Genomic DNA, 19425 nt, shown 5'->3' on the forward strand with positions numbered 1-19425 from the left:
GGTCTTTCGCTGACTGCACAGAACGGGCGGGCCATAGCTATACAAAATAGCTGGAGCGGAAAACAGCCGGAACGACTGGTTTTGCCTCCAGAAAACATGCCGTGCTCTCCCGCAGTAGTCGGAGATTATATAAAACACACGCAGTTTGCCGAAGAGATAGCAACGTCCGTCCGATTCAATTGTGGTCGCGCCTCCGCTTGCCCCAACCGACTGTCTCCTAACTTGCTCGCAGGAGATCGGGGGCCGTGGTTCGTTGCTGGCTAACGTCGATGCCGCAAAATGGCAGAACAACGAGCAAATTGTTGGAGTCGATGCCACCGTGACCGATCTTTCCATAACGTCTGTCCACGGGGGCTGCTGTGAAAACTGAACTTTGACGCGATCGCCGGGGTTGCATTCCACCGATGTCTGCGACAACACGATGTATTCGCGAGATTGTCTAGCCTGGATTATTCATGAACTCTTATGCGGAGACCCTAAACCTTTTGCCGTGCAAGGCTTGCAGACTTTTTCGCTCAATGACAGTGCGTTTCTATACACGTAGATTGGAGCCTAGTCAGAGCAAGGGTTTGAGGCTTCTTCAAAATCTTCGTGAATAATCCAGGCTAGGTCGCCATTGGTTGCTGCCTACCCTCAGAGATGGGGGTATACTGTCCGTTTTAGATGTTGGTGCTGGAGGGCTAAGCTATGTCACCGCATTTTCTGCATCGCCCCCCCCGGACGGAAGTTTTTTAGATACCGACCGGAGTGACAAACTCATCTGCGAGCGAGTAGACTTCCGCCTCGTGCTGTCCGGTTAGATTTATTGCGAGCAGGATTAAGCATGAAGTGTCTTTAGTGTGGTGCGATGAATACCAAAGAAGAGCGAACCGAGCCTCAAGGTCAATACCATCAACGCAAGCAGCGCTTGACCGTTTTCAATCCTCGTGAACGCGATCCCGGACGCGGACAGTTTAGCGATCGCTTCTTCGCCAGTAGCCTGACGTTACTCTCGGACGGCGATCGGTTTTTCTTCACGCGCGAGCAACTCGCCTATGTCCTCGAAAAACGCCTCAAATCCAGGCAATTCCCAGTCTTTGCTGGCACGAGCATCTTGGCTTCGGTCGGCACGCTGGCGGTTGGTGCGGCTGGCTTGTTGTTAGCATTTGGCATCTTCATCTTTACAGTCGATCGCTTGTTTTGGTTCGCGATCGCGATCGCGATCGCCAGTTGCATTCTTTTGAACGTTTTTTATCGCATTCTGCGCGTTGGCATTCGCCTCAGCTTTTCTCCCGAGCGGACCAACCATGCCGTCCGACAAGGCGGGGCGGCTGCTCTTTTGCTCTCAGGCAGTGCGCTCTTGCTAGTTGCCCTTCTTGCTCCTGCTCTCCTTATCAAAATTACCTGTGGGATTATCGGTGCGATCGGGCTCGGATCGGGGATCTGGAACCTGCGGCGAGCGCGCTTGTTTCATCAGTCACCGGACGTGGATGCAACCAACCTTGCCGAGTGGCTCGAACGCTGGCAAGAAGCCGGCTACGGTTGCGAAAAGCTCCTACCCCCAGGCGGAAACGAGGCGATCGTTAACCTGCCCGTACATTGCACTCGCGTCGTCATTTGCGATTCTCCAGATACCGCCCATTTGTTGATTGCTAACGGCATCTGCCGTGATTTTAATTGCGCGGTTATTGGTCTTTCTGCGGAGGAACTCTTGCAACCTCCTGCGTCGGTGAAAGAGGCGATTCTCGATCTTAAATGCATGTCGGAACTAAGCGTTTTCGTTTTGCACGATGCTAGCGGTAATGGAGTTAAGTACGTTCCAAGTCTTTGCAGCAACCTAACGTGGTTTTCCGATACCTCCTTCATCATTTATGACTTGGGATTGCTGCCCAGGCAGATATTCAAACGCGGTCACTTCACGATCCGCAAATCATCTGCTGCTGCAGAATCGGCGCAGCGCTTGACGGAAACGGTTCGTAAAGAGCTTGCTAATAGCGAACTAGCTTGGCTCGATGCCGGATATCATGTAGAGCTGGCATCTCTGATGCCGAGACGTCTCCTCCAGATCGTCTCGCAAGGTATCAAAAACAGTGCGGTTCCTAGCGGAATCGCTGCGCCTATCCGCGGAGGTGAAGTTCGCTCGAACCAAAGTTCGGGTAACCTCTCTGCGGATGCCTTCGAAATGAACGATTCAGTCAGATGCGATCGCCCGGAAGCGAGCGACGGGGTGCAGTCGGAAGCTCCTGCAACGGATGAATTGGGCACGTAGCCGTGGAACGGCGGGCTTGTCCATAGCAGTAGCTAGCCCAAGCGCAGGGATCTCTGCTGCTCAATAATCCTTTCTATACGACTCTAGCCTTCTACCCCAACAAGTCCTCCACTGTAAAAATGTAACGTTTGCCAAGACCCGCGCAAGGCAAGTGATGTAGATCGCTTTACCCGGACTGCGTCCCGATTGCATCACGTCGTATTGGAAGGCTGCGCGCCGGTAACTCGTCGAACTCAAACCCTTCGGACCGCACCGCACCGCACCCCTTAGTCAGCTTTAGGCGGGCTCTCTCGCCGCCAGCTGTGGGATCTCACGGGCGATGAGGACAGCTCAGCAGATCGCTCATACACCGACTTTATCCGTAGGGCACCTCGATTAATTCGCTCAAGACCCAAGATCGTCACGGCAGCACGGGCTTTCAACCGCCGGTACGCCACATTCCGGCAATTTTTCTGGTGCCCTGTAGCGCTCTCGGCGCGACTGTCTCTAATTCTTTTACGTCCGAATCATTTGGTTGACGTTTCGGAGCGCCGCAATCGGATGCGCGATCGCTAGCATCTTACTCAACCTTTAATCCCGCTAGATTGCTACGAGCTCGTGTTTGCTAAAAGCAGTTGAGAATCTCATTCGGACACTTCAAGTCTGCAATGACGATACATAGACTTCCATTCTGGAGATCGTCCCGACCAACCTTTCCGTTGCTATTGCTAATAGACTTCCATTCTGGAGATCGTCCCGACCAACCTTTCCGTTGCTATTGCTAGCCGTTGCAGGACGCGCAGTCGTCACGCTAAATGTCGATTTTATCGATCTCGGCGTCCAAACCGGCATCGCGTAATTCTCCCCGCCAGGCACGTGCCACCGACCGCGATGGAAACGGACCCACAGTCACTACCTTTTCGCCATCGAGTTCCCGCGACTGCACCGTACAGGGAAATGCACCGGCTGCTTGCACGGCGGCGGCAACAGTCTCCACTTCTTCAGGCGATGCGGAAACGGTCACAAAGAACATGCGGCCTTCAATAGGATTGAACCGGGCGGTTTCTTCAGGCGCGATGGCAACCGGCGAGGTGCCGGGCTGGGATGGTACTGGCGGAGCCGGTAACTGACCGGGGGGCGTCAAGCCCGACTCGAAGGGGGTGCTGGCAATCGGCGGCGCACCGTTTAGCGGCACGATCTGTGCGGCTACGCCCATAACGCTGAGATCTTGAGCGAGCTGCAGCGCGTTCACGGACTCGGAAAACAATCCGGCTTGAATAATTCCTTCCCCTTTGCGCACGAAGGCATTGGGGACGACTGCCTGGACGCGCCACAGCATTTGCGAGTCGTTGGCCGGCACCTGCACTCGGTAAATCCCTGCTCGCGTCGTCGGTGCTGGTGCCGGAGTTGGCGTGCCATAACTTGGGGTACCCGGCGAAGCGGGCGGCGGCTCGAAGGTGAACCCGCCATCGGGTGGCGGCGGTGGCGGGAGCTGTGCGCCGGCAGGGGAGGCCGATGTCAGGATGCTACCGACGACAGCGATCGCGCAGGCGAGCACCGCTGTCGGGCTTGGGAACAGGAAACGAGCCGGCTGCAAACGAGGGTGACGGGTCATTGTTCTTGGTCTGCGTAATAGATGGGTTTTCGGCAAACGGGCAGGTGTTTTACCTGCGAATGGACGGTGCGGGTTGAGTCGGTTGCTGCGATCCATCCAATCAAACCAGCGGAACCATTAGGGGGCGAACTGGCAATGGATATGCGAGAAGTGCAACCCGGAAGCGGGCGCGACAGCGGGAGGCGACCGGAGAACCCGAGGCGGTCAGGGGGGCAGGGGCTGAGCTCCCGAATGCTAGCCTGAGGGAAGTAAACACTTCGCACGGGCGTCCAGAAAGACATTGCGAGATGGTTATCGAGACGAATAGAAACGCGCACGCGATCCATGAGCAGTAAGAAAATCGTCGTCGGACTGTCGGGCGGCGTAGACAGCTCCACCGCCGCTGCTGTCCTTCATCACCAGGGCTACGACGCGATCGGACTCACGCTTTGGTTGATGAAGGGCAAGGGTCAGTGCTGCTCGGAAGGCATGGTGGATGCTGCCTCTATCTGCGAACAGTTAGGCATTCCCCATCACATCGTCGACAGCCGCGACCTCTTTCAGAACGCAATCATTGATTACCTCGTTTCAGGATACGGAAGCGGGACGACCCCGCTACCCTGCTCGCGATGCAATAAGACGGTAAAATTTGGTCCGATGTTGCATTACGCTCGCGAGCATTTTGGGGTAGATCGCATTGCCACGGGCCATTACGCGCGCATTCTCTACGATGCCGATCGCGAGCGCTACCAACTCCTCCGGGCTCGCGATCGGCGTAAGGATCAGTCGTATTTCCTGTACGACCTGTCCCAGGAGATGCTTGCGGGTTCGCTGTTCCCGCTCGGCGAGCATGATAAGGATGCAACGCGGCGCCTGGCGCGGCAGTACGGTCTCAGCACGGCCGATAAGCCCGAAAGCCAGGATCTGTGTTTGATCGAAGCTCATGGCTCCATGCAGCAGTTTCTCGATCGCTACATAGGCCAGCAGGAAGGCGAAATTGTCGATCTCGACGGTAAGGTGCTCGGCCGTCACACCGGCATCCATCACTACACCGTCGGCCAGCGCAAGGGGTTGGGCATCGCGGCGCCCGAACCGCTTTACGTGGTTGCGCTCGACCCACCGCGAAATCGCGTGATCGTGGGCGATCGCAGCAGTGCTAGCCGCCCGGACTGCACTATGGGCTATTTGAACTGGGTGTCGATTCCAGAACCATCGACCCCGCTGCGAGCGCAGGTCCAGGTCCGCTACCGCACGCCACCTGTGGAAGCGGTATTGGTGCCGCTGGAAGGTGGTCGCATCAAGCTGGTGTTTGACGAACCGCAGTTTGGCATCACACCCGGTCAAGCGGCCGTTGCCTATGATGGCGACGTGCTACTCGGCGGCGGACTCATCGAGCGGCCGAACTGAGGCTCGTCAATCCAGCAAGACATGTTGGTCGAGCTGCAAGGAAGCTGTTTTGAGCGCTCGCCGCTGGCAAAATCTCGACGTACCTGGGGCTTTAAGAGCCGGCATATAGTGTCGAGCTGGGAGCAGCCTAGAAATCTATAATTAGTGGTGGGCTGCAGCTAGGTCATGACATGGCTTACAGGAAATTTTGGCTGAACGATCGCCGGGTAATTTACACCCCCATATTGGTTTAGTAGTCATGAACAAAGATGGAACTGCGCACGGATTTCACTGTTGTATTGGTGGATGAAATGCCAGAATGCTCCACTGTGATTCTCCAGCTTGAAGGAAACGCTGGAATTTTGCAATCCAATTGTGAAACACAATGGCGAAGGGATTATCAAGATTTTTGTGTAATCGAGTAAACCTAATTCCAAATACAAATCTGGATTCTCCATAGCAAATCGAGCCTGGTCTGCCTACCAATAGTGAATCGGCACTGCCTAGCTCCTGAAGCTGGGCTTAGGTATCCCGCGTCGGGTTGCTGGTGTGCAGACGGAGAGCATCTTTTCGTCTAGTCAGGCTAGCCTGGATTATTCATGAACTCTTATGCGGAGACCCTAAACCTATTGCCTTGCAAGGCTTGCAGACTTTTTCGCTCAATGACAGTGCGTTTCTATACACGCAGATTGGAGCTTAGTCAGAGCAAGGGTTTGAGGCTTCGAAAAATCTTCGTGAATAATCCAGGCTAGGCAGGTCGCGGTTTTCTTTGCTGGGTTCTTCATCGTCGTGCACCGCTTACCACAAGAATCTTGAGACTCGGGTGCTGGAAACGACTGGTGATGGACCAAGCGGTGTTGAGTATGGGTGCTGACCGGGCAACCAGCGAGTAGTTCGATGTCCGCCGCCACCGCCTGGAAGGAAACAGAGCGCTCACGCCCAGGCAACAGCGCCCGAGCAGCGGGCTCAGTTGGCTGCGGGGCTTGAGTTGCAGGCCTTGGGCTGGCTCGATGGTGAGGGTCAAAGATCTAAAGATGCCTATCACCTGTCCGGGGTAGCCGGCGGTTGCCTGCGGAGTTGCCGCGAGAAAAAATCTCAGTTGGGGAAGAACAGTCTGTTGGTCTTTGGCGGGCACAGGCTGCTCGTTCCCTTCGAGGGTCTGGAGCTGGTCTGCGGTGTGTTGCGATAGGAGGAAGCGATTGCTGCCAATGTAAATGGAGTTGAGCGTGGTTCGCAGGGGTTAAGAGGCACTCCGAGCATTGGGTCACTTGCAGCTTGATTTTCTTCTCCAGAAGGTTGCCCGCACCCGTAGCCACCTTATCTGAGGCTTTACATTCGACCGGCCGATGCCGGGGAAACCGTCAGGTCGGAAGCCGATGACTCGGCGATAACCCGCTCGTACAAAGCGCTCAACCGATCGGCGACCCCATCCCAACTGAACTCCGCTTGCACTCGCTGCCGTCCGGCTGCTCCCAAGCGATCGCGCCAATCAGGATTGCCCAGCACACGATCGAGCGCGATCGCAAACCCGGTCGCGTCTTGAGGCGGGACTAGCAGCCCGGTTTCTTCGTGAGCGACAGTGAACTTTAGACCGCCCACGTTGCTGGCAATGACCGGCGTCCCACATGCCATGGCTTCGATCGCGACCAACCCGAACGGTTCGTAATGACTTGGCACGACGCAAACATCGGCTGCTGCGTAGTAAGCCGGTAGATCGGCGTCGGAGATGCGGCCGGAAAATTCTAGGGTGTCCTCCAACCCCAGCTCGCAAGCAAGTGCTCCCAGACGCTCGCGCTCGCGGCCGTCCGCCTGACCCGGATGGAACCCGCCGCCGATAATTGCCCGCAGCGGAATGTGCCCGAAAGACTCCGAGGCTCGGACCGCCCGCACCAAGGTCTCGATCCCCTTACGCCGATCAAAGCGCCCGACATAAAATATCACCTTCGCAGCCGGGTCGATGCCGAGGTGCGCGCGCGCATCCAGGCGGGAAATCGAACCGAAACGGCGCACATCCGTGCCGCAAGGAACGATCTCGATGCGACCGCGCTCCGAGACCAGCGATCGCAAGTCGTCGCGCTCTTGCGGACTCGTAGCGATCGCGCAATTTGACTGTTCCAAGCAATCGCGCTCGATCTCCAAGCGCTGCTGGGTCGTATGCGGCGGTTCGCTCACAGACCGATACTTCACCGCACCGAGCGAATGGTAAGTATGCACCAGCGGCATGCGGTCGGCGTGCTTAAGCTGCAAGCCGACCCAACCGGAAATCCAATAGTTGGAGTGGAGTAGGGCGTAGCGGCGGCCTTCGCGCCGGGCGTATTGCTGCAGCGCTGCCACAAACTCGCCGGCGTGGGTGAAGATTTCCTGGCGCGGAATAAAGCAAGGCGGTCCGGCCGGCAGTCGGATCGTTCGACAGCTCGGGCCGTGCTCGACAACTGCTTTGGCATCCTGCGTCGCGCGTCGCGTGAACAGATCGACTTGCCAGCCGCGGGCCGCTAGTGACTCGCCGACTTGGCGGACGTAAACGTTTTGACCGCCCGCTTCCTCACCACCAATCGCCGCAGCAGGATCGCCGTGTACCGAAATCAGTGCGACATGGGGGGCAATGGGAGGTCGAGTCGATGCAATCGTCATGGAACTTGGGAATTGGCTCTCTCAACGTGTCGACGACGCGGCAGCGGCAGTTGATTGAACTTTAGACCCGCAAGCGTATCCGCAGCGACTGTACCCAAACTGAATCGAGCTTGCCCGGTCGACCCGCCGCTCTTCAGACCGGAGGTTTAATGCCGCGATCGGTTACTGCACGATGCACGAATTATTGTAGGGCAGAATTGTAGGGCAAATTTTTGCCACGCTCGCGTTTTCCGCTCGACGGTCGAGGCAGATTTGAGTACAATACGATTCTACGACTCTGTGGAGAGGTGGCTGAGCGGTTGAAAGCGGCTCCCTGCTAAGGAGTTATGGGGTTTAAACTCCATCGAGGGTTCGAATCCCTCCCTCTCCGTTCTTCTGCCTGGTTCTCAAACTCAGATTGCCCGATCGGAATTTCCCGCGCGCGCTTCCCTGCCGCGCGCTTTTTTTAGTGCGCCTGCGCGATCGACAAGGATGCTTTTGACGAACAGAAACACTCTGTCGCAGCAATTTAAAAGATTCAGGTAGAATTCGGGTAGTTCTGCACAGTTCGGGTGGCGTAGGTGCAGAAACCGCAAGTGTCCTGCTCCTTCCAAACCCTGCAAGAGCACCACGCTTAAGGACTACCAAATTCGATTTCTAGTCGAGCTTGCGAGTACTTTGAAAAACAATAAACGCTTATTTAGGGAGCAAACCAACCTATGACTCGATTTTTCCTCTCGTCAAAGCCCCCAGCTGCCTTCTCTGCAGCTGCGATCGCGCTGTCGGCAGGGCTCTTGGCAGCAGCCTGCCAGACCAATACTCCAACGGATAGCGAGCCCGAAGCAGGTAGCACCGAAACCCCTGAAGCAAATGCTTCTGCCGACGAGGGAGGCGACAGCTCAGACAGCGAGCCGCTCAAGCTCGGTTCGCTGCTCCCGACTACGGGCGATTTGGCATCCATCGGGCAAAACATGCCGATCGCGGTCGACCTTGCAGTCAAAACGATCAATGCCTGTGGTGGCGTCAACGGTCAGGAAGTCATCCTCATCCAGGAAGACAGCCAGACGGACCCAAACGCCGGTGCGGCAGCCATGTCCAAACTCGTCGAAGTCGATAAGGTGGCCGGTGTCGTCGGAGCATTTGCTAGCAGCGTCTCCAGTGCCGCAGTAGATACGGCCGTGCGGAACGAAGTCCTGTTTATTTCACCCGGCAGCACCAGCCCGGTCTTCAGCCAGCGCGCGGAAGCTGGCGAATTCAATGGCTATTGGGCGCGTACCGCCCCGCCGGATACCTATCAAGCAGCAGCACTAGCAAAATTGGCCAGCGAGCGCGGTTTCGAAACGGCAGCCACGGTCGCGATCAACAACGACTACGGTGTCGGCTTCGAGCAGGTGTTCGTCGAGTCCTTCCAGGAAGCTGGTGGCGAAGTGGTCAACAGCGACAGCCCCGTTCGCTACGATCCGAAAGCAACGACCTTCGATACGGAAGCAGCGGCGGCCTTCGGCGAAGCGCCAGAAGCAGTTCTGGGCGTGTTATACGCAGAGACTGGCAGCCTGTTGCTGAAGTCAGCCTTCGAGCAAGGTTTGACTAAAGACATTACAGTCTTGTTGACGGATGGCGTATATTCTCCGGATTTTGTGAAATCAGTCGGAAAGGGGGCGGGCGGCTCATCTGTGCTCGGGGGCGACATCGAGGTGTTGGGAACGGTACCCGGAGCCGACGGTCAAGCGCTGGAGAGCCTGACGACACTCTGGGCCGAGGATACGGGTAAGGAGCTAACGGCATTTGTCCCGCACTCCTGGGATGCTGCAATACTATTGATGCTGGCTGCACAAGCCGCAGGTGAGAACACGGGTCCGGGTATCCAAGCCAACCTGCAGGCCGTGGCAAATGAGCCGGGTCAAGAGGTGAGCGACGTCTGCGAGGCTATGGAGCTACTGCGTAATGGCGAAGAGATTAACTATCAAGGTGCCAGTGGCGACATCGAACTCGACGATAACGGCGACACAGTCGGCGCGTATGATGTCTGGACGGTGAGCGAAGACGGCTCCCTGGAGACGATTGGCACTGTGAACCCGGGTAGCTAGCCAGCACTCAGAACTGGAGCGATGGAGCAATCGCCCTTGCCCCTTTGCGAACAGCCGTCCGACGCCATATCGTGTGGCTGTTCGCAAGCAGTTAGTTAGTTGTTCTCAAACTCGGTCTGTCGATCTGTGACGGGAGAAGCACTAGCGAGTCGCGAACGCCCTCCAAGTCGGTATCGGCTTGCCAATCATCGGGCGAACATCGCCTGGCGTTCAAAAAAGTAGTCCTGAAGTGTGATGCTCTTGCTGGTTAAGGCGCAAGGCACGTTGTACCTTCTGCACCTGCACCACTATGTCCGTGCGGCACACCCAAAAAAATCGGCGCATTGCGCCGATTCAGAAGTCCCATGTTGTCGTCTAACGTCAAGAAAATCCCCTATGTCAGGCCTAACAGACCTTCTTAAGATTTCTTAACAATCCGATTGTAGCAGAAAGTACAGAAGCGCGGTGGGGCGTGGCTTGACGCATCGCGTATCCGCCGTCCGGTGGCAGTGCCAACAATCGTAGGAGTCGGGTGCGGTAAATCGTTTGCCCTCTAGGTAGGCAGTTAGCTGCCATTTCGCGTTGCAGCCCTTCATGCAAGCCAGGGTCTCAAGTTGTGCTGCAGGGCAGCCGCCCGCGTAGCGATTGCGTCCCAGTCGCGGGCGGCAACGGCGGCTGGTGAAAATAACTGCCCGGACAGGCCGATCGCGATCGCGCCGGCAGCGAGAAATGCTCGGGCATTATCAAGGGTGATACCTCCGGTCGGGATTAGTGGGATGTAACCGAGCGGACCTTGTAGGCTGCTCACGTACTGACTGCCACCCACTGCTTGCACCGGAAATACCTTCACACAGCTAGCACCTGCTTGCCAGGCGGCCACGATTTCCGTCGGCGTCAGTGCGCCTGGCACAATCGGAATCTCGGCAGCAAGGGCAGCCGCAATCATATCCGGGTCCGCGTGGGGAGCAAACGCAAATTCTGCCCCAGCCGAGATCGCAGCGTCGAGTTGGGCGGTTGTCATAATCGTGCCGGTGCCCACGATGCAATCGGGCAATTCCGCACGCAGGCAGGCGATCGACTCGGCAGTCTCCGCACCCGTCCAGGCAATTTCCAGGAGGCGCAGTCCGCCACGGGCGGCCGCCCGCGCTTGCTGGCAGCACAGTGCTACGTCGGCCGTTCGCACGACCGCGATCGCGCGCCGCGCGCGGAGGGTGTTCAGCCAGCAGGATTCGGTCATGGCGGTGACGAGCAGGAGCCTTGAGAGAGCGACGTTCTTCATGCGGTTGGCACCGACGTGGCAAATCACACGCTTGTCGGCTTACAGCATGCTTTCACTGTTGAGCTGTTGCTTATACTACGGGTTATATAAACGGGATATATAGGAAACGCCTTCCTTCGAGCTAACGATGGGCCATTGCATCAATCCGCAATGCTTGCAGCCGGACAATCCGACCGAGCAGTCGTTGTGCCTGACCTGCCGCGCGTCGCTGCTGTTGACAGGGCGCGATCGCCTCCAACGCTTGCTCGGTCGTGCCGGCTGCGGCTCGGTGTATGCGATTGGCCACCGTGGCACCGCACGCGTTCTGAAAGTCCTGCATGATAGGACGCCTATAGCCTTGCAGCTATTCGAGCAGGAAGCACGCGTCCTGCAGCAACTGCAGCATCCTGGCTTACCGCGTCTCGACCCCGACGGTTACTTCATTTATGCTCACGGCAACGACTTGCCCGATATGCATTGTTTAGAGATGGAGAAAATCGAGGGCGCCGAACTTGAGTGCTATGCAATCCGGCACATTATGAGACCGAGCTCGCAACGCTCCGCCCAACGGTGGCTGCAACAGTCGACAGCAATTCTCCACGCCGCTCCCTCCAAGCAATATTTACATCGCGGCATCAAACCGCCCAATATTATCCTGCTTCCAACCGCTCAGCATGTCTCGATCGGCTTCGGCACTGACCGCGAGCTTACTCAGACCTATTTGGGCAAAGCCGCTGGACGGCGCATAACGGGGATTCTTACGCCCGGTTACACGCCGACCGAAAAAGCTAACGTCAGAGCCGTTCCCCAATCCGACTATTTCCTGCTCGGGCGGACGATCATCTTTTTGTTCGCCGGCCAACCGCCTGACGTACTGCCTGAAGCCCGACGCAGGAGCCTCCGCTGGCGCGATTGCGTCCCGCAGTTGGATGCTGCTGCTTTTGCCAATCCGATCGACGACGCGATCGCGCCGTTTCCAGAGGACCGGCCGCAACACGCGATCGAGCTACTAGAACGCCCCAACGGCATCGAGCCGGATACGCTGCCTGCTCATGAGATCGATCTCGACCGCCCGCCTGCTCGCGATGCTGTCAATGGGGGAGCTTCTGACCCAACATGGCCCGAGCGGGATCGCCGCAACACCCGTCTCCTGCAAATGCTCTTGACTGCAGTCGGCTCGGCCGGCAAACCTTTGTCAGCGTGCTCAAAAAATCTCCGCGGTGCTGCCCTCGCTCCATATAGTGCCCCTGATATTCCTCCCGATATTGCCTCTGGTGCTGTTGCTGCCTGCGACAACCTTGCCGCGCGGCTGGCCGTCCAACTACGCCGGCTGCGCTGGCTGACTGCCGGCGCGCTCGCGCTGACCGCAACGCTAGTAGCTCTGATCGGCACGCTAGCTTGGGAGCGTCGAACCGCGAGCGCACCCGTTGCAGATGCTACACCGGCAATTCCTACTGTTTCCCAAGGTGAATTCGCGCGGACCTTTGCAATCGAGCAAGCCTTTAGCGCCCATGACGATCTTGTAAGTGCTTTGGCGTTCGTGCCGGATAGCGAACTGCTGGTAAGCGGGAGTTGGGACGGCACGGTGCGCTTGTGGGACCTCGAGAGCGGCCGGCACCGCGCCGTGCTAACCGCGCCCGGACGGGATATCAATACGGTCGCGATCGCCCCGGACGGCCGGATCGTTGCCAGCGGCGGGCAAAATTTGCAGGTGTGGGAGCGCGCCTCCGGTCGGCTGCGTTACGGCAGTGCGGAGCACCGCCAATGGGTGCGTGCCTTAGCCTTCGACCCCTCCGGCACGCGCCTGCTGAGCGCGGGCGACGACAACCGAGCGTTCGTGTGGGACGTGCTCGGCGGCGAACGCCTGGCGACGCGCGAACTGCACGCATTTGATGTTAACGCCCTCTCGATCGCCTCACAGTGCCGTTGTTTTGCCAGTGCTAGCGACGACAATAGCGTGCGCGTGTGGGACTGGCACGATTGGGAACGAGACCGCCTGTTTCAGTTCGACCACGGCGATGATGTCAGCACGATCGCGATCGCGCCGGACGGACGCTGGTTGGTCAGCGGCAGCCGCGACGATACAGTGGCAGTTTGGGACTTGCGGACGGGCGAACGGCGCTGGTCTCGACGAGCACATGCCGACGACGTTACGGCCCTCGCGATCGCCCCGGACGGGACTTGGTTTGTAACTAGCGGCGACGATGGAGCGCTGCGCGTCTGGGATCTGGCAACAGGAATGTTACTAGCCGTTCCGAGCAGCGGTGCTGTTGAGAGTAAAGGGAGCAACCGCGCGCTCGGCAGCAATGCTTGGGTTCGAGCCGTTGCCCTGAGTGCTGATGGCACGCGCCTAGCCAGCGGCAGCGCCGATGGCACTATTCGCGTCTGGCGCATCCGGTAAGCTCCCCGATCGGTTGCAAATACGCTTGCCGCTCCGAGGCGAGCGCGGTGCCCGGAGCGGCAAGCATCATTCGGGCATAAGAGCCACTGGTAGCTTCCTATAGCAACGGAAAGGTTGGTCAGGACGATCTCCAGAATTGAAGTCCAAATCCACTGCCGTTGCAGGCTTGAAGTGACCGAATAAGCTACTCACTGCTATATGAGTAGCCTCTGCTATTTGTGTACCCTCTATTGGGTAGCCTCGCGCGGGCTAATCTTCGTAGATCCAAGGGGTAATGCTTGGCTTCCAGCTAGACAGTTCGCCGTCCTCGAACCAGAGGGCAACTTCGCTTTGGGCGGTTTCGATGGCATCGGAGCCGTGAATGAGATTGCGCCCGATGCTTACACCGAAGTCGCCGCGAATCGTGCCTGGTTCGGCGGTCAGAGGGTTCGTCGCGCCGATAAGCTTGCGAGCAGAGGCAACGACACCGTCTCCTTCCCAAACGCTCGCGACGACCGGACCGGACGTGATAAATTCGACCAAACTTTTGAAGAAAGGCCGCTCTTTATGGACGGCGTAGTGGGACTCGGCAAGCTCGCGCGAGACCGTCAATTGCTTGAGACCGACGAGGGTGAAGCCTTTGCACTCCAGACGCTGGATGACTTCGCCGACCAGTCCGCGCTGGACTCCATCGGGCTTGACCATAATAAACGTGCGTTCCAAAAGTCGCTCCTTGCTGCCAATTCGCTACTCGACTTACAACAACCCAGAGTATCAACAAAGCGCCTCGACCACCCGCTCCGATCTCGCAAATCCAGTCGATCCTGCTGCTAGCCGTCCCCGTGGCAAGGCAGCGGCAGGATCGCTCTAAACTAACAGACTGCTCCGTTAGCGGACGCGGTACGCTGCGGGCCGGGCGATCGCCACTTGCCGTGACTCCCAAGTCGATTGCACCCCCAGCTCGAACTTAATCTACGCCGACTGTGGGACGGTTTGATTCGGGCAGCGCGTGCGGCGGCATTCGATTGCGATCGAACTTGTTTAAAGCCCGCTCGGCTAAAGTCTTAATGATGATGTACAGCACCGGCACTAAGCCTAAACTTAAGAAGGTTGCGGCAAACATCCCGCCGAAGACGGCCGTTCCTAACGATTGACGGCTGCCGGCACCGGCACCGGTGGCCACGACTAGCGGGAAGATACTGCTCAAGGTCGAAATCGCTGTCATCAAAATCGGGCGCAGGCGCTGCTCGGCTGCCTCGATCGCCGCTCGCGAAATGCTTAGTCCTTGTTCGTGCAACTGATTGGCAAATTCGACGATCAGAATCGAGTTCTTACTCGCTAAGCCAATCAGCATTACCAACCCGATTTGACCGTACACGTCGTTAGGGAAGCCCCTCAGGGAGAGCGCCACCAGTGCTCCGAGTACGGCCAGCGGCACTGCGATCATGATTACTGCCGGATCGATGTAGCTCTCGTACTGAGCTGCTAGCACCAAGAACACCAGTAGCAATCCCAAACCGAAGATCAGCGGCGCTTGCCCGCCCGACTGGATTTCCTCCCGTGATTGGCCCGACCATTCGTAGCCCAACCCCTGCGGCAGCACCTCTGCAGCCACCTGCTCCATCGCTGCGATCGCCTGACCGGAGCTCGCACCGGGAGCGGGCTTACCATTAATTTCGATCGACCGCAAGACGTTGTAGTGATTGATACTCTGCGCGCCGGTTGTCGGCGTCAGCGTCACCAAGTTGCCCAACGGAATCAGCTCATCGCGGTTCGAACGCACGTAGAACTGTTCGATGGCGTTGGGATTGTCGCGGAAGGGTTCGTCCGCTTGGATGTAAACTCGGTAGGTTCGCCGTGCCAGCGTGAAGTCGTTGACGTAGCGCGAGCCGAGGTAGCTTTGCAACGTCTCGAAGATGTCATCGACATCTACGTCCAGTGCTTTGGCCCGATCGCGATCGACCTCTACCAACATCTGCGGCGTATTCGCCGAATAGGTGCTGAAAACTGCCTGCAGGTCGGGATGCTGATTGGCCGCACCGAGCATCTGACCCATATACTGCACGAGTTCGCCGAGCGCGAAGCTGCCCTGCTGGTCCTGAAGTTGGAAGGTAAAGCCGCCGAAGCTCCCCAAGCCTTGAATTGTCGGCGGGTTGAGCGGGAGAACGTTCGCCTCGGGAATGTTTGCGAGCTGCTCGCGCACGCGTTCGATGATTTCCGACGCCGACTGTCCATGTCCAGTGCGCTCCGACCACGGCTCCAGTGTCGTAAATACGATGCCGCTGTTGGCAACGCTCCCACTAAAACCGAAACCGCCGACGGCGAAAGTGGCGCGCACTTCGGGAATCGGTAGGTATATCTCCTCGATCTGACGCATCACTTGGCTGGTGTAGCTTAAGGACGACCCTGCCGGTCCACCCACGATCGTGATTATGTAACCTTGATCTTCCTCGGGGAGAAAAGCGCTCGGCACCTGGGCATACATCCAAGCCGTTGCCGCTAACAGCACGATGAAGACCCCGACGAGAAATGACTTGAGATGCGAGAAGGACTCCAACATGCTGCGATAGCGCCTGCGGAAGCTATCGAGGGCATGATTAAAGGCTCCGAAAATGCGCCCCACCCAGCCGCCGACTGGCGGACTGCTTCGCAATAGTAGTGCCGACAGCGTTGGTGTCAGCGTCACGGCGTTGAACGTGGATAAGCCGATCGCGAAGGCGATCGTGAGGGCAAACTGCCGGTACAGCGCGCCGGTCGTGCCCGGGAAAAACGCCACCGGGACGAACACTGCCATGAGCACTAGCGACGTAGCGATCACCGCCCCGAACAGTTCCCTCATGGACTCGATCGCCGCCTGCCTCGGCGTCATCCCCAGCTTCTGAATCTTCGTGGAGATGTCTTCTACCACCACGATTGCGTCGTCGACAACCATCCCCGTTGCCAACGTCAATCCGAACAGAGTCAGGCTGTTGATCGAAAAGCCGAACAGCTTGACAAACGCAAACGTGCCGAGCAGCGCTACCGGGATCGTAATCGCTGGAATCAGCGTCGTACGCCAATCTTGCAAAAACACGAAGATCACCAGCACCACCAACCCGACGGCTTGGAAAAGGGTCGCGATAACCTGCGTCAGCGACTGCTCTACGAAGTCCGTCGTGTCGAAGCCGATATCGTAGGTCATCCCTGCCGGAAATTCTTCCGACAGCTCGCGCATCCGCTGCTTGATCCCGCGCGCGACCTGCAAGGCGTTGCTACCGGGAACCTGATAAATGCCCAAACCCACTGCCTCGATACCGCGGAAGCGCAAAAAAGTATTGTAATTTTCAGCTCCCAGTTCGGCGCGACCCACATCGCGCAGCTTGACAAGCGTGCCGTCTGCTGATGCAGCCAGCACCAGGTTCTCGAATTCTTCTATGCTTTTTAGGCGACTGACCGCGCGCAGGCCGATCTGAAACTCCTGGTCGTCCGGAATCGGCGGCTGTCCGATGCGCCCGACACCAACCTGAATATTCTGCTCGAGCAAAGCATCGGCGACATCCGATGCCGTCAGCCCGCGACTGGCCAGGCGACCTGGGTCGAGCCACAAGCGCATGGCATATTTACGCTCGCCAAAGATAGCCACATTCCCGACCCCAGGAACCCGCTGTAGGGCATCGACCAGATATAAATCTGCGTAGTTGCTCAGAAAGACGTCGTTGTAGGTGCCCGACTCGCTAAACAATCCAAACGCAAGCAGCGGCGGTCCGCTGGACTCTTTGCTCACCGACACGCCCGTTTGCAACACTGCCTCCGGCAGCTGCGGCTCGGCGATCGACACGCGGTTTTGCACGTCTACCGCAGCGATGTTCTGGTCGCTCGATGCGTCGAAGGTTACGGTAATCGAGCTAACGCCATCGTTACTGCTCGACGAGGTCATATAGCGCATGCCATCGACCCCGTTGATTTCTCGTTCCAGGACGGTCGTGACGGCGTTTTCGACGGTGACGGCGTCGGCACCGATATAGGTGGCAGTGACTTGAACCTGTTTGGGACTGATCTGGGGATACTGCGCTACGGGCAGCGTCGGGATGGTAATGACGCCAACCAGTAGAATCAAGATCGCGCAAACTGAGGTCAGTACCGGCCGCTTGATGAAATATTCGATAAACATGGGAGCTGAGCAGGACGTGCGTTCCTAAGGCGGGCGAGGATCGACAGTGCGGAGCCTGACTGACGAGGTTACAGCTACCGCCCGGGAGGCACGGGGCCGGCGGCGGTGTCGGGTTGCGGCGCGATCGCCGCGCAGTCGGTGAGTTTGACGATACCGGACACGATTAGGGTTTCACCAGCTTCGAGTCCCGAGAGCACCTGGTAATTGTTGCCTTGGAGACCGCCGAGTTCGACCGGACGCTGGCGCGCGACCGGTGCGTCGGATGGCGGACTGCCCGCTGCTCCACCCGGTGCTCTACCACCAGCCGATGGACCTTTGGGAGCGGTACAACCGTCGCCGCTTTCGGCCGTAAAGACAAATGCCTGTCCGCCGAGGCGGGCAATAGCCGAAGTCGGGACCAGGACGCCATCGCGAGCGTTCCACACAATGCGCGCGCGGGCAAACTGCTCGTCACGAAACTTGCCGCCGGGGTTGGCAAACCGCGCCTCAACGAGGATCGATTGGGAGCTTTCGTCTACCTTGGGGGAGATGAACTCGATTTTGCCAGAGGCAACGGGTTCGTCACTATCGCCCAAGCGCAACTCTACGGGTAACCCCAGCCTCAAGTCGAGGGCGCGCTCGACGGGAACGGCAATCTTGAAGTCGAGGCGATCGTTTTGCGTGATGGTCGTGAGTTCGTCGCCCGCCTCTACGTAATCGCCAATTTCAACGGGGATATCGCCGACAATCCCGTCGATGGGCGTGACAATACGATTGTACTCAAGGTCCTCGCGCAAGGCGTTGATGTCGGCACGAGCTTGATCGAGCGCAGCTTGGCGTTGGCTGACGTTCGTGCGAGTGGCGATCGACTGCTGTTCGGTTGCAGCAAGGGTATTCCGGGCAACCGAGAGGGTTTCAAGAGATGCTTCGTATTCGGCACGGGCGCTTTCGAGTTCGCTGGTGCGCTCGTCAAGTGCCTGACGCGCCTGCGCGCCTTCACTGACTAACGGGACGACACGGTCGTAGTTGATCTGTGCTAAATCCAAGTCGGCTTCGCGGCGGCGAACGTTAGCCTCTGCACGCCGCACCTCTGCTTGGCGGCTGGCAACGTTCGCCTCGACAACGCGCACTTCGGCTTGCGCGCCATTGAGCGCCGACTGCTGGATGCTCGCGTTCGCGATCGCGGCGTCGACCTCGGCTTGGTTGCGATCGGGACGCAGCTGGATAATCGGCGTCCCGGCACTAACGCGATCGCCTTCGTTGACGAGAATTTCGACGACGCGACCTTCGATGCGCGGACTCAAGTTCACCCGCTCGCTTGCTTCGAGCAACCCGACGAACTCCGATGTCTCGCGCACGGTATGGGAAATAACTGGGGCGAGCTTGACGCGAACGGCGGGAACGTCCATCATCGGCGGACCGCCCCCGCGAGCGAAAATGAAGCGCCAGAGCAAGCCGCCACCGAACAGAAATAATAAGGGGACGAGTAACAACCAAAGGGAGGGTCGGCTACTGCTTTCGTTGGGCACTGGCTGCTGCCCGTTGCCATCGGGCAATGGCTCTATGGGCTGCAAGTCGCGATCGGTGTGGGGAGTTGACATAGCACGTCGGACTCTGGTGGAGAAATTTCCTTAAGAAAATTTTGGGTCGCTGTTGGCGATTATCGACCGCGCGCGGTGAAACCGAGATTCATATTAGTAAATAGCGATCGAACACGATGCTGGTATCCATCTGAAGCAAAATTGATGTCGGTAAGCGCGCCGGAAGGTTAACAG

10 protein-coding genes and 1 tRNA gene are annotated in these 19425 nt (G+C 58.0%); 5 read left to right on the top strand and 6 right to left on the bottom strand.

Annotated features, from left to right (window positions below):
• Window positions 1–847 precede the first annotated feature (847 nt).
• On the top strand, window positions 848–2248 hold the full coding sequence (locus KR51_RS15125; RefSeq protein WP_022608970.1) for a hypothetical protein: 1401 nt from the start codon (window positions 848–850) through the stop codon (window positions 2246–2248).
• A gap of 790 nt (window positions 2249–3038) precedes the next feature.
• Here KR51_RS15125 and KR51_RS17730 read toward each other — a convergent pair.
• Window positions 3039–3842, bottom strand: coding sequence for an SPOR domain-containing protein (locus tag KR51_RS17730; protein ID WP_022608971.1), 804 nt, complete (start codon window positions 3840–3842; stop codon window positions 3039–3041).
• A 303-nt stretch (window positions 3843–4145) separates the two neighbouring features.
• Here KR51_RS17730 and mnmA point away from each other — a divergent pair, with 303 nt between their 5' ends.
• Window positions 4146–5228: a tRNA 2-thiouridine(34) synthase MnmA gene (gene mnmA / locus KR51_RS15140; protein ID WP_269634923.1), complete on the top strand. Its 1083-nt coding sequence runs from the start codon at window positions 4146–4148 to the stop codon at window positions 5226–5228.
• 1308 nt (window positions 5229–6536) lie between these two features.
• Here mnmA and KR51_RS15150 read toward each other — a convergent pair.
• Complete coding sequence (locus KR51_RS15150; RefSeq protein ID WP_022608975.1) at window positions 6537–7838, bottom strand: glycosyltransferase family 4 protein; 1302 nt, start codon at window positions 7836–7838, stop codon at window positions 6537–6539.
• A 281-nt stretch (window positions 7839–8119) separates the two neighbouring features.
• On the opposite strand from KR51_RS15150, the gene KR51_RS15155 reads away from it, so the two are divergent.
• Together KR51_RS15155 and KR51_RS15165 are read left to right on the top strand one after the other, a co-directional pair.
• Window positions 8120–8208: transfer RNA gene (locus KR51_RS15155), tRNA-Ser, on the top strand.
• 328 nt (window positions 8209–8536) lie between these two features.
• On the top strand, window positions 8537–9904 hold the full coding sequence (locus tag KR51_RS15165; RefSeq protein WP_022608976.1) for an ABC transporter substrate-binding protein: 1368 nt from the start codon (window positions 8537–8539) through the stop codon (window positions 9902–9904).
• Window positions 9905–10475: 571 nt separating this feature from the next.
• On the opposite strand, the gene KR51_RS15170 is transcribed toward KR51_RS15165, so the two are convergent.
• Window positions 10476–11120, bottom strand: coding sequence for a bifunctional 4-hydroxy-2-oxoglutarate aldolase/2-dehydro-3-deoxy-phosphogluconate aldolase (locus KR51_RS15170; protein ID WP_040656498.1), 645 nt, complete (start codon window positions 11118–11120; stop codon window positions 10476–10478).
• Window positions 11121–11289: 169 nt separating this feature from the next.
• Here KR51_RS15170 and KR51_RS17735 point away from each other — a divergent pair, with 169 nt between their 5' ends.
• A complete protein-coding gene (locus KR51_RS17735; RefSeq protein ID WP_022608979.1) occupies window positions 11290–13542 on the top strand; it encodes a WD40 repeat domain-containing serine/threonine-protein kinase in 2253 nt (750 codons plus the stop codon).
• A 249-nt stretch (window positions 13543–13791) separates the two neighbouring features.
• On the opposite strand, the gene ndk is transcribed toward KR51_RS17735, so the two are convergent.
• The 3 genes from ndk to KR51_RS15190 all read right to left on the bottom strand — a co-directional run bounded on the left by ndk (window position 13792) and on the right by KR51_RS15190 (window position 19251).
• On the bottom strand, window positions 13792–14244 hold the full coding sequence (gene ndk / locus KR51_RS15180) for a nucleoside-diphosphate kinase (protein ID WP_022608980.1): 453 nt from the start codon (window positions 14242–14244) through the stop codon (window positions 13792–13794).
• A gap of 244 nt (window positions 14245–14488) precedes the next feature.
• Window positions 14489–17671, bottom strand: coding sequence for an efflux RND transporter permease subunit (locus KR51_RS15185; RefSeq protein WP_022608981.1), 3183 nt, complete (start codon window positions 17669–17671; stop codon window positions 14489–14491).
• 74 nt (window positions 17672–17745) lie between these two features.
• A complete protein-coding gene (locus KR51_RS15190) occupies window positions 17746–19251 on the bottom strand; it encodes an efflux RND transporter periplasmic adaptor subunit (RefSeq protein ID WP_022608983.1) in 1506 nt (501 codons plus the stop codon).
• Between the last annotated feature and the right edge of the window lie 174 nt (window positions 19252–19425).

The sequence above is a fragment of the Rubidibacter lacunae KORDI 51-2 genome (assembly GCF_000473895.1).
GTDB lineage: Bacteria > Cyanobacteriota > Cyanobacteriia > Cyanobacteriales > Rubidibacteraceae > Rubidibacter > Rubidibacter lacunae.

What these genes read in the sequence shown, in the direction of transcription:
- KR51_RS15170 (WP_040656498.1), bottom strand. Translation starts at nt 11,120, where the DNA reads ATGACCGAATCCTGCTGGCTGAACACCCTCCGCGCGCGGCGCGCGATC.
- KR51_RS17735 (WP_022608979.1), top strand. Translation starts at nt 11,290, where the DNA reads ATGGGCCATTGCATCAATCCGCAATGCTTGCAGCCGGACAATCCGACC.
- KR51_RS15150 (WP_022608975.1), bottom strand. Translation starts at nt 7,838, where the DNA reads ATGACGATTGCATCGACTCGACCTCCCATTGCCCCCCATGTCGCACTG.
- KR51_RS15165 (WP_022608976.1), top strand. Translation starts at nt 8,537, where the DNA reads ATGACTCGATTTTTCCTCTCGTCAAAGCCCCCAGCTGCCTTCTCTGCA.
- KR51_RS15185 (WP_022608981.1), bottom strand. Translation starts at nt 17,671, where the DNA reads ATGTTTATCGAATATTTCATCAAGCGGCCGGTACTGACCTCAGTTTGC.
- KR51_RS15190 (WP_022608983.1), bottom strand. Translation starts at nt 19,251, where the DNA reads ATGTCAACTCCCCACACCGATCGCGACTTGCAGCCCATAGAGCCATTG.
- KR51_RS17730 (WP_022608971.1), bottom strand. Translation starts at nt 3,842, where the DNA reads ATGACCCGTCACCCTCGTTTGCAGCCGGCTCGTTTCCTGTTCCCAAGC.
- KR51_RS15125 (WP_022608970.1), top strand. Translation starts at nt 848, where the DNA reads ATGAATACCAAAGAAGAGCGAACCGAGCCTCAAGGTCAATACCATCAA.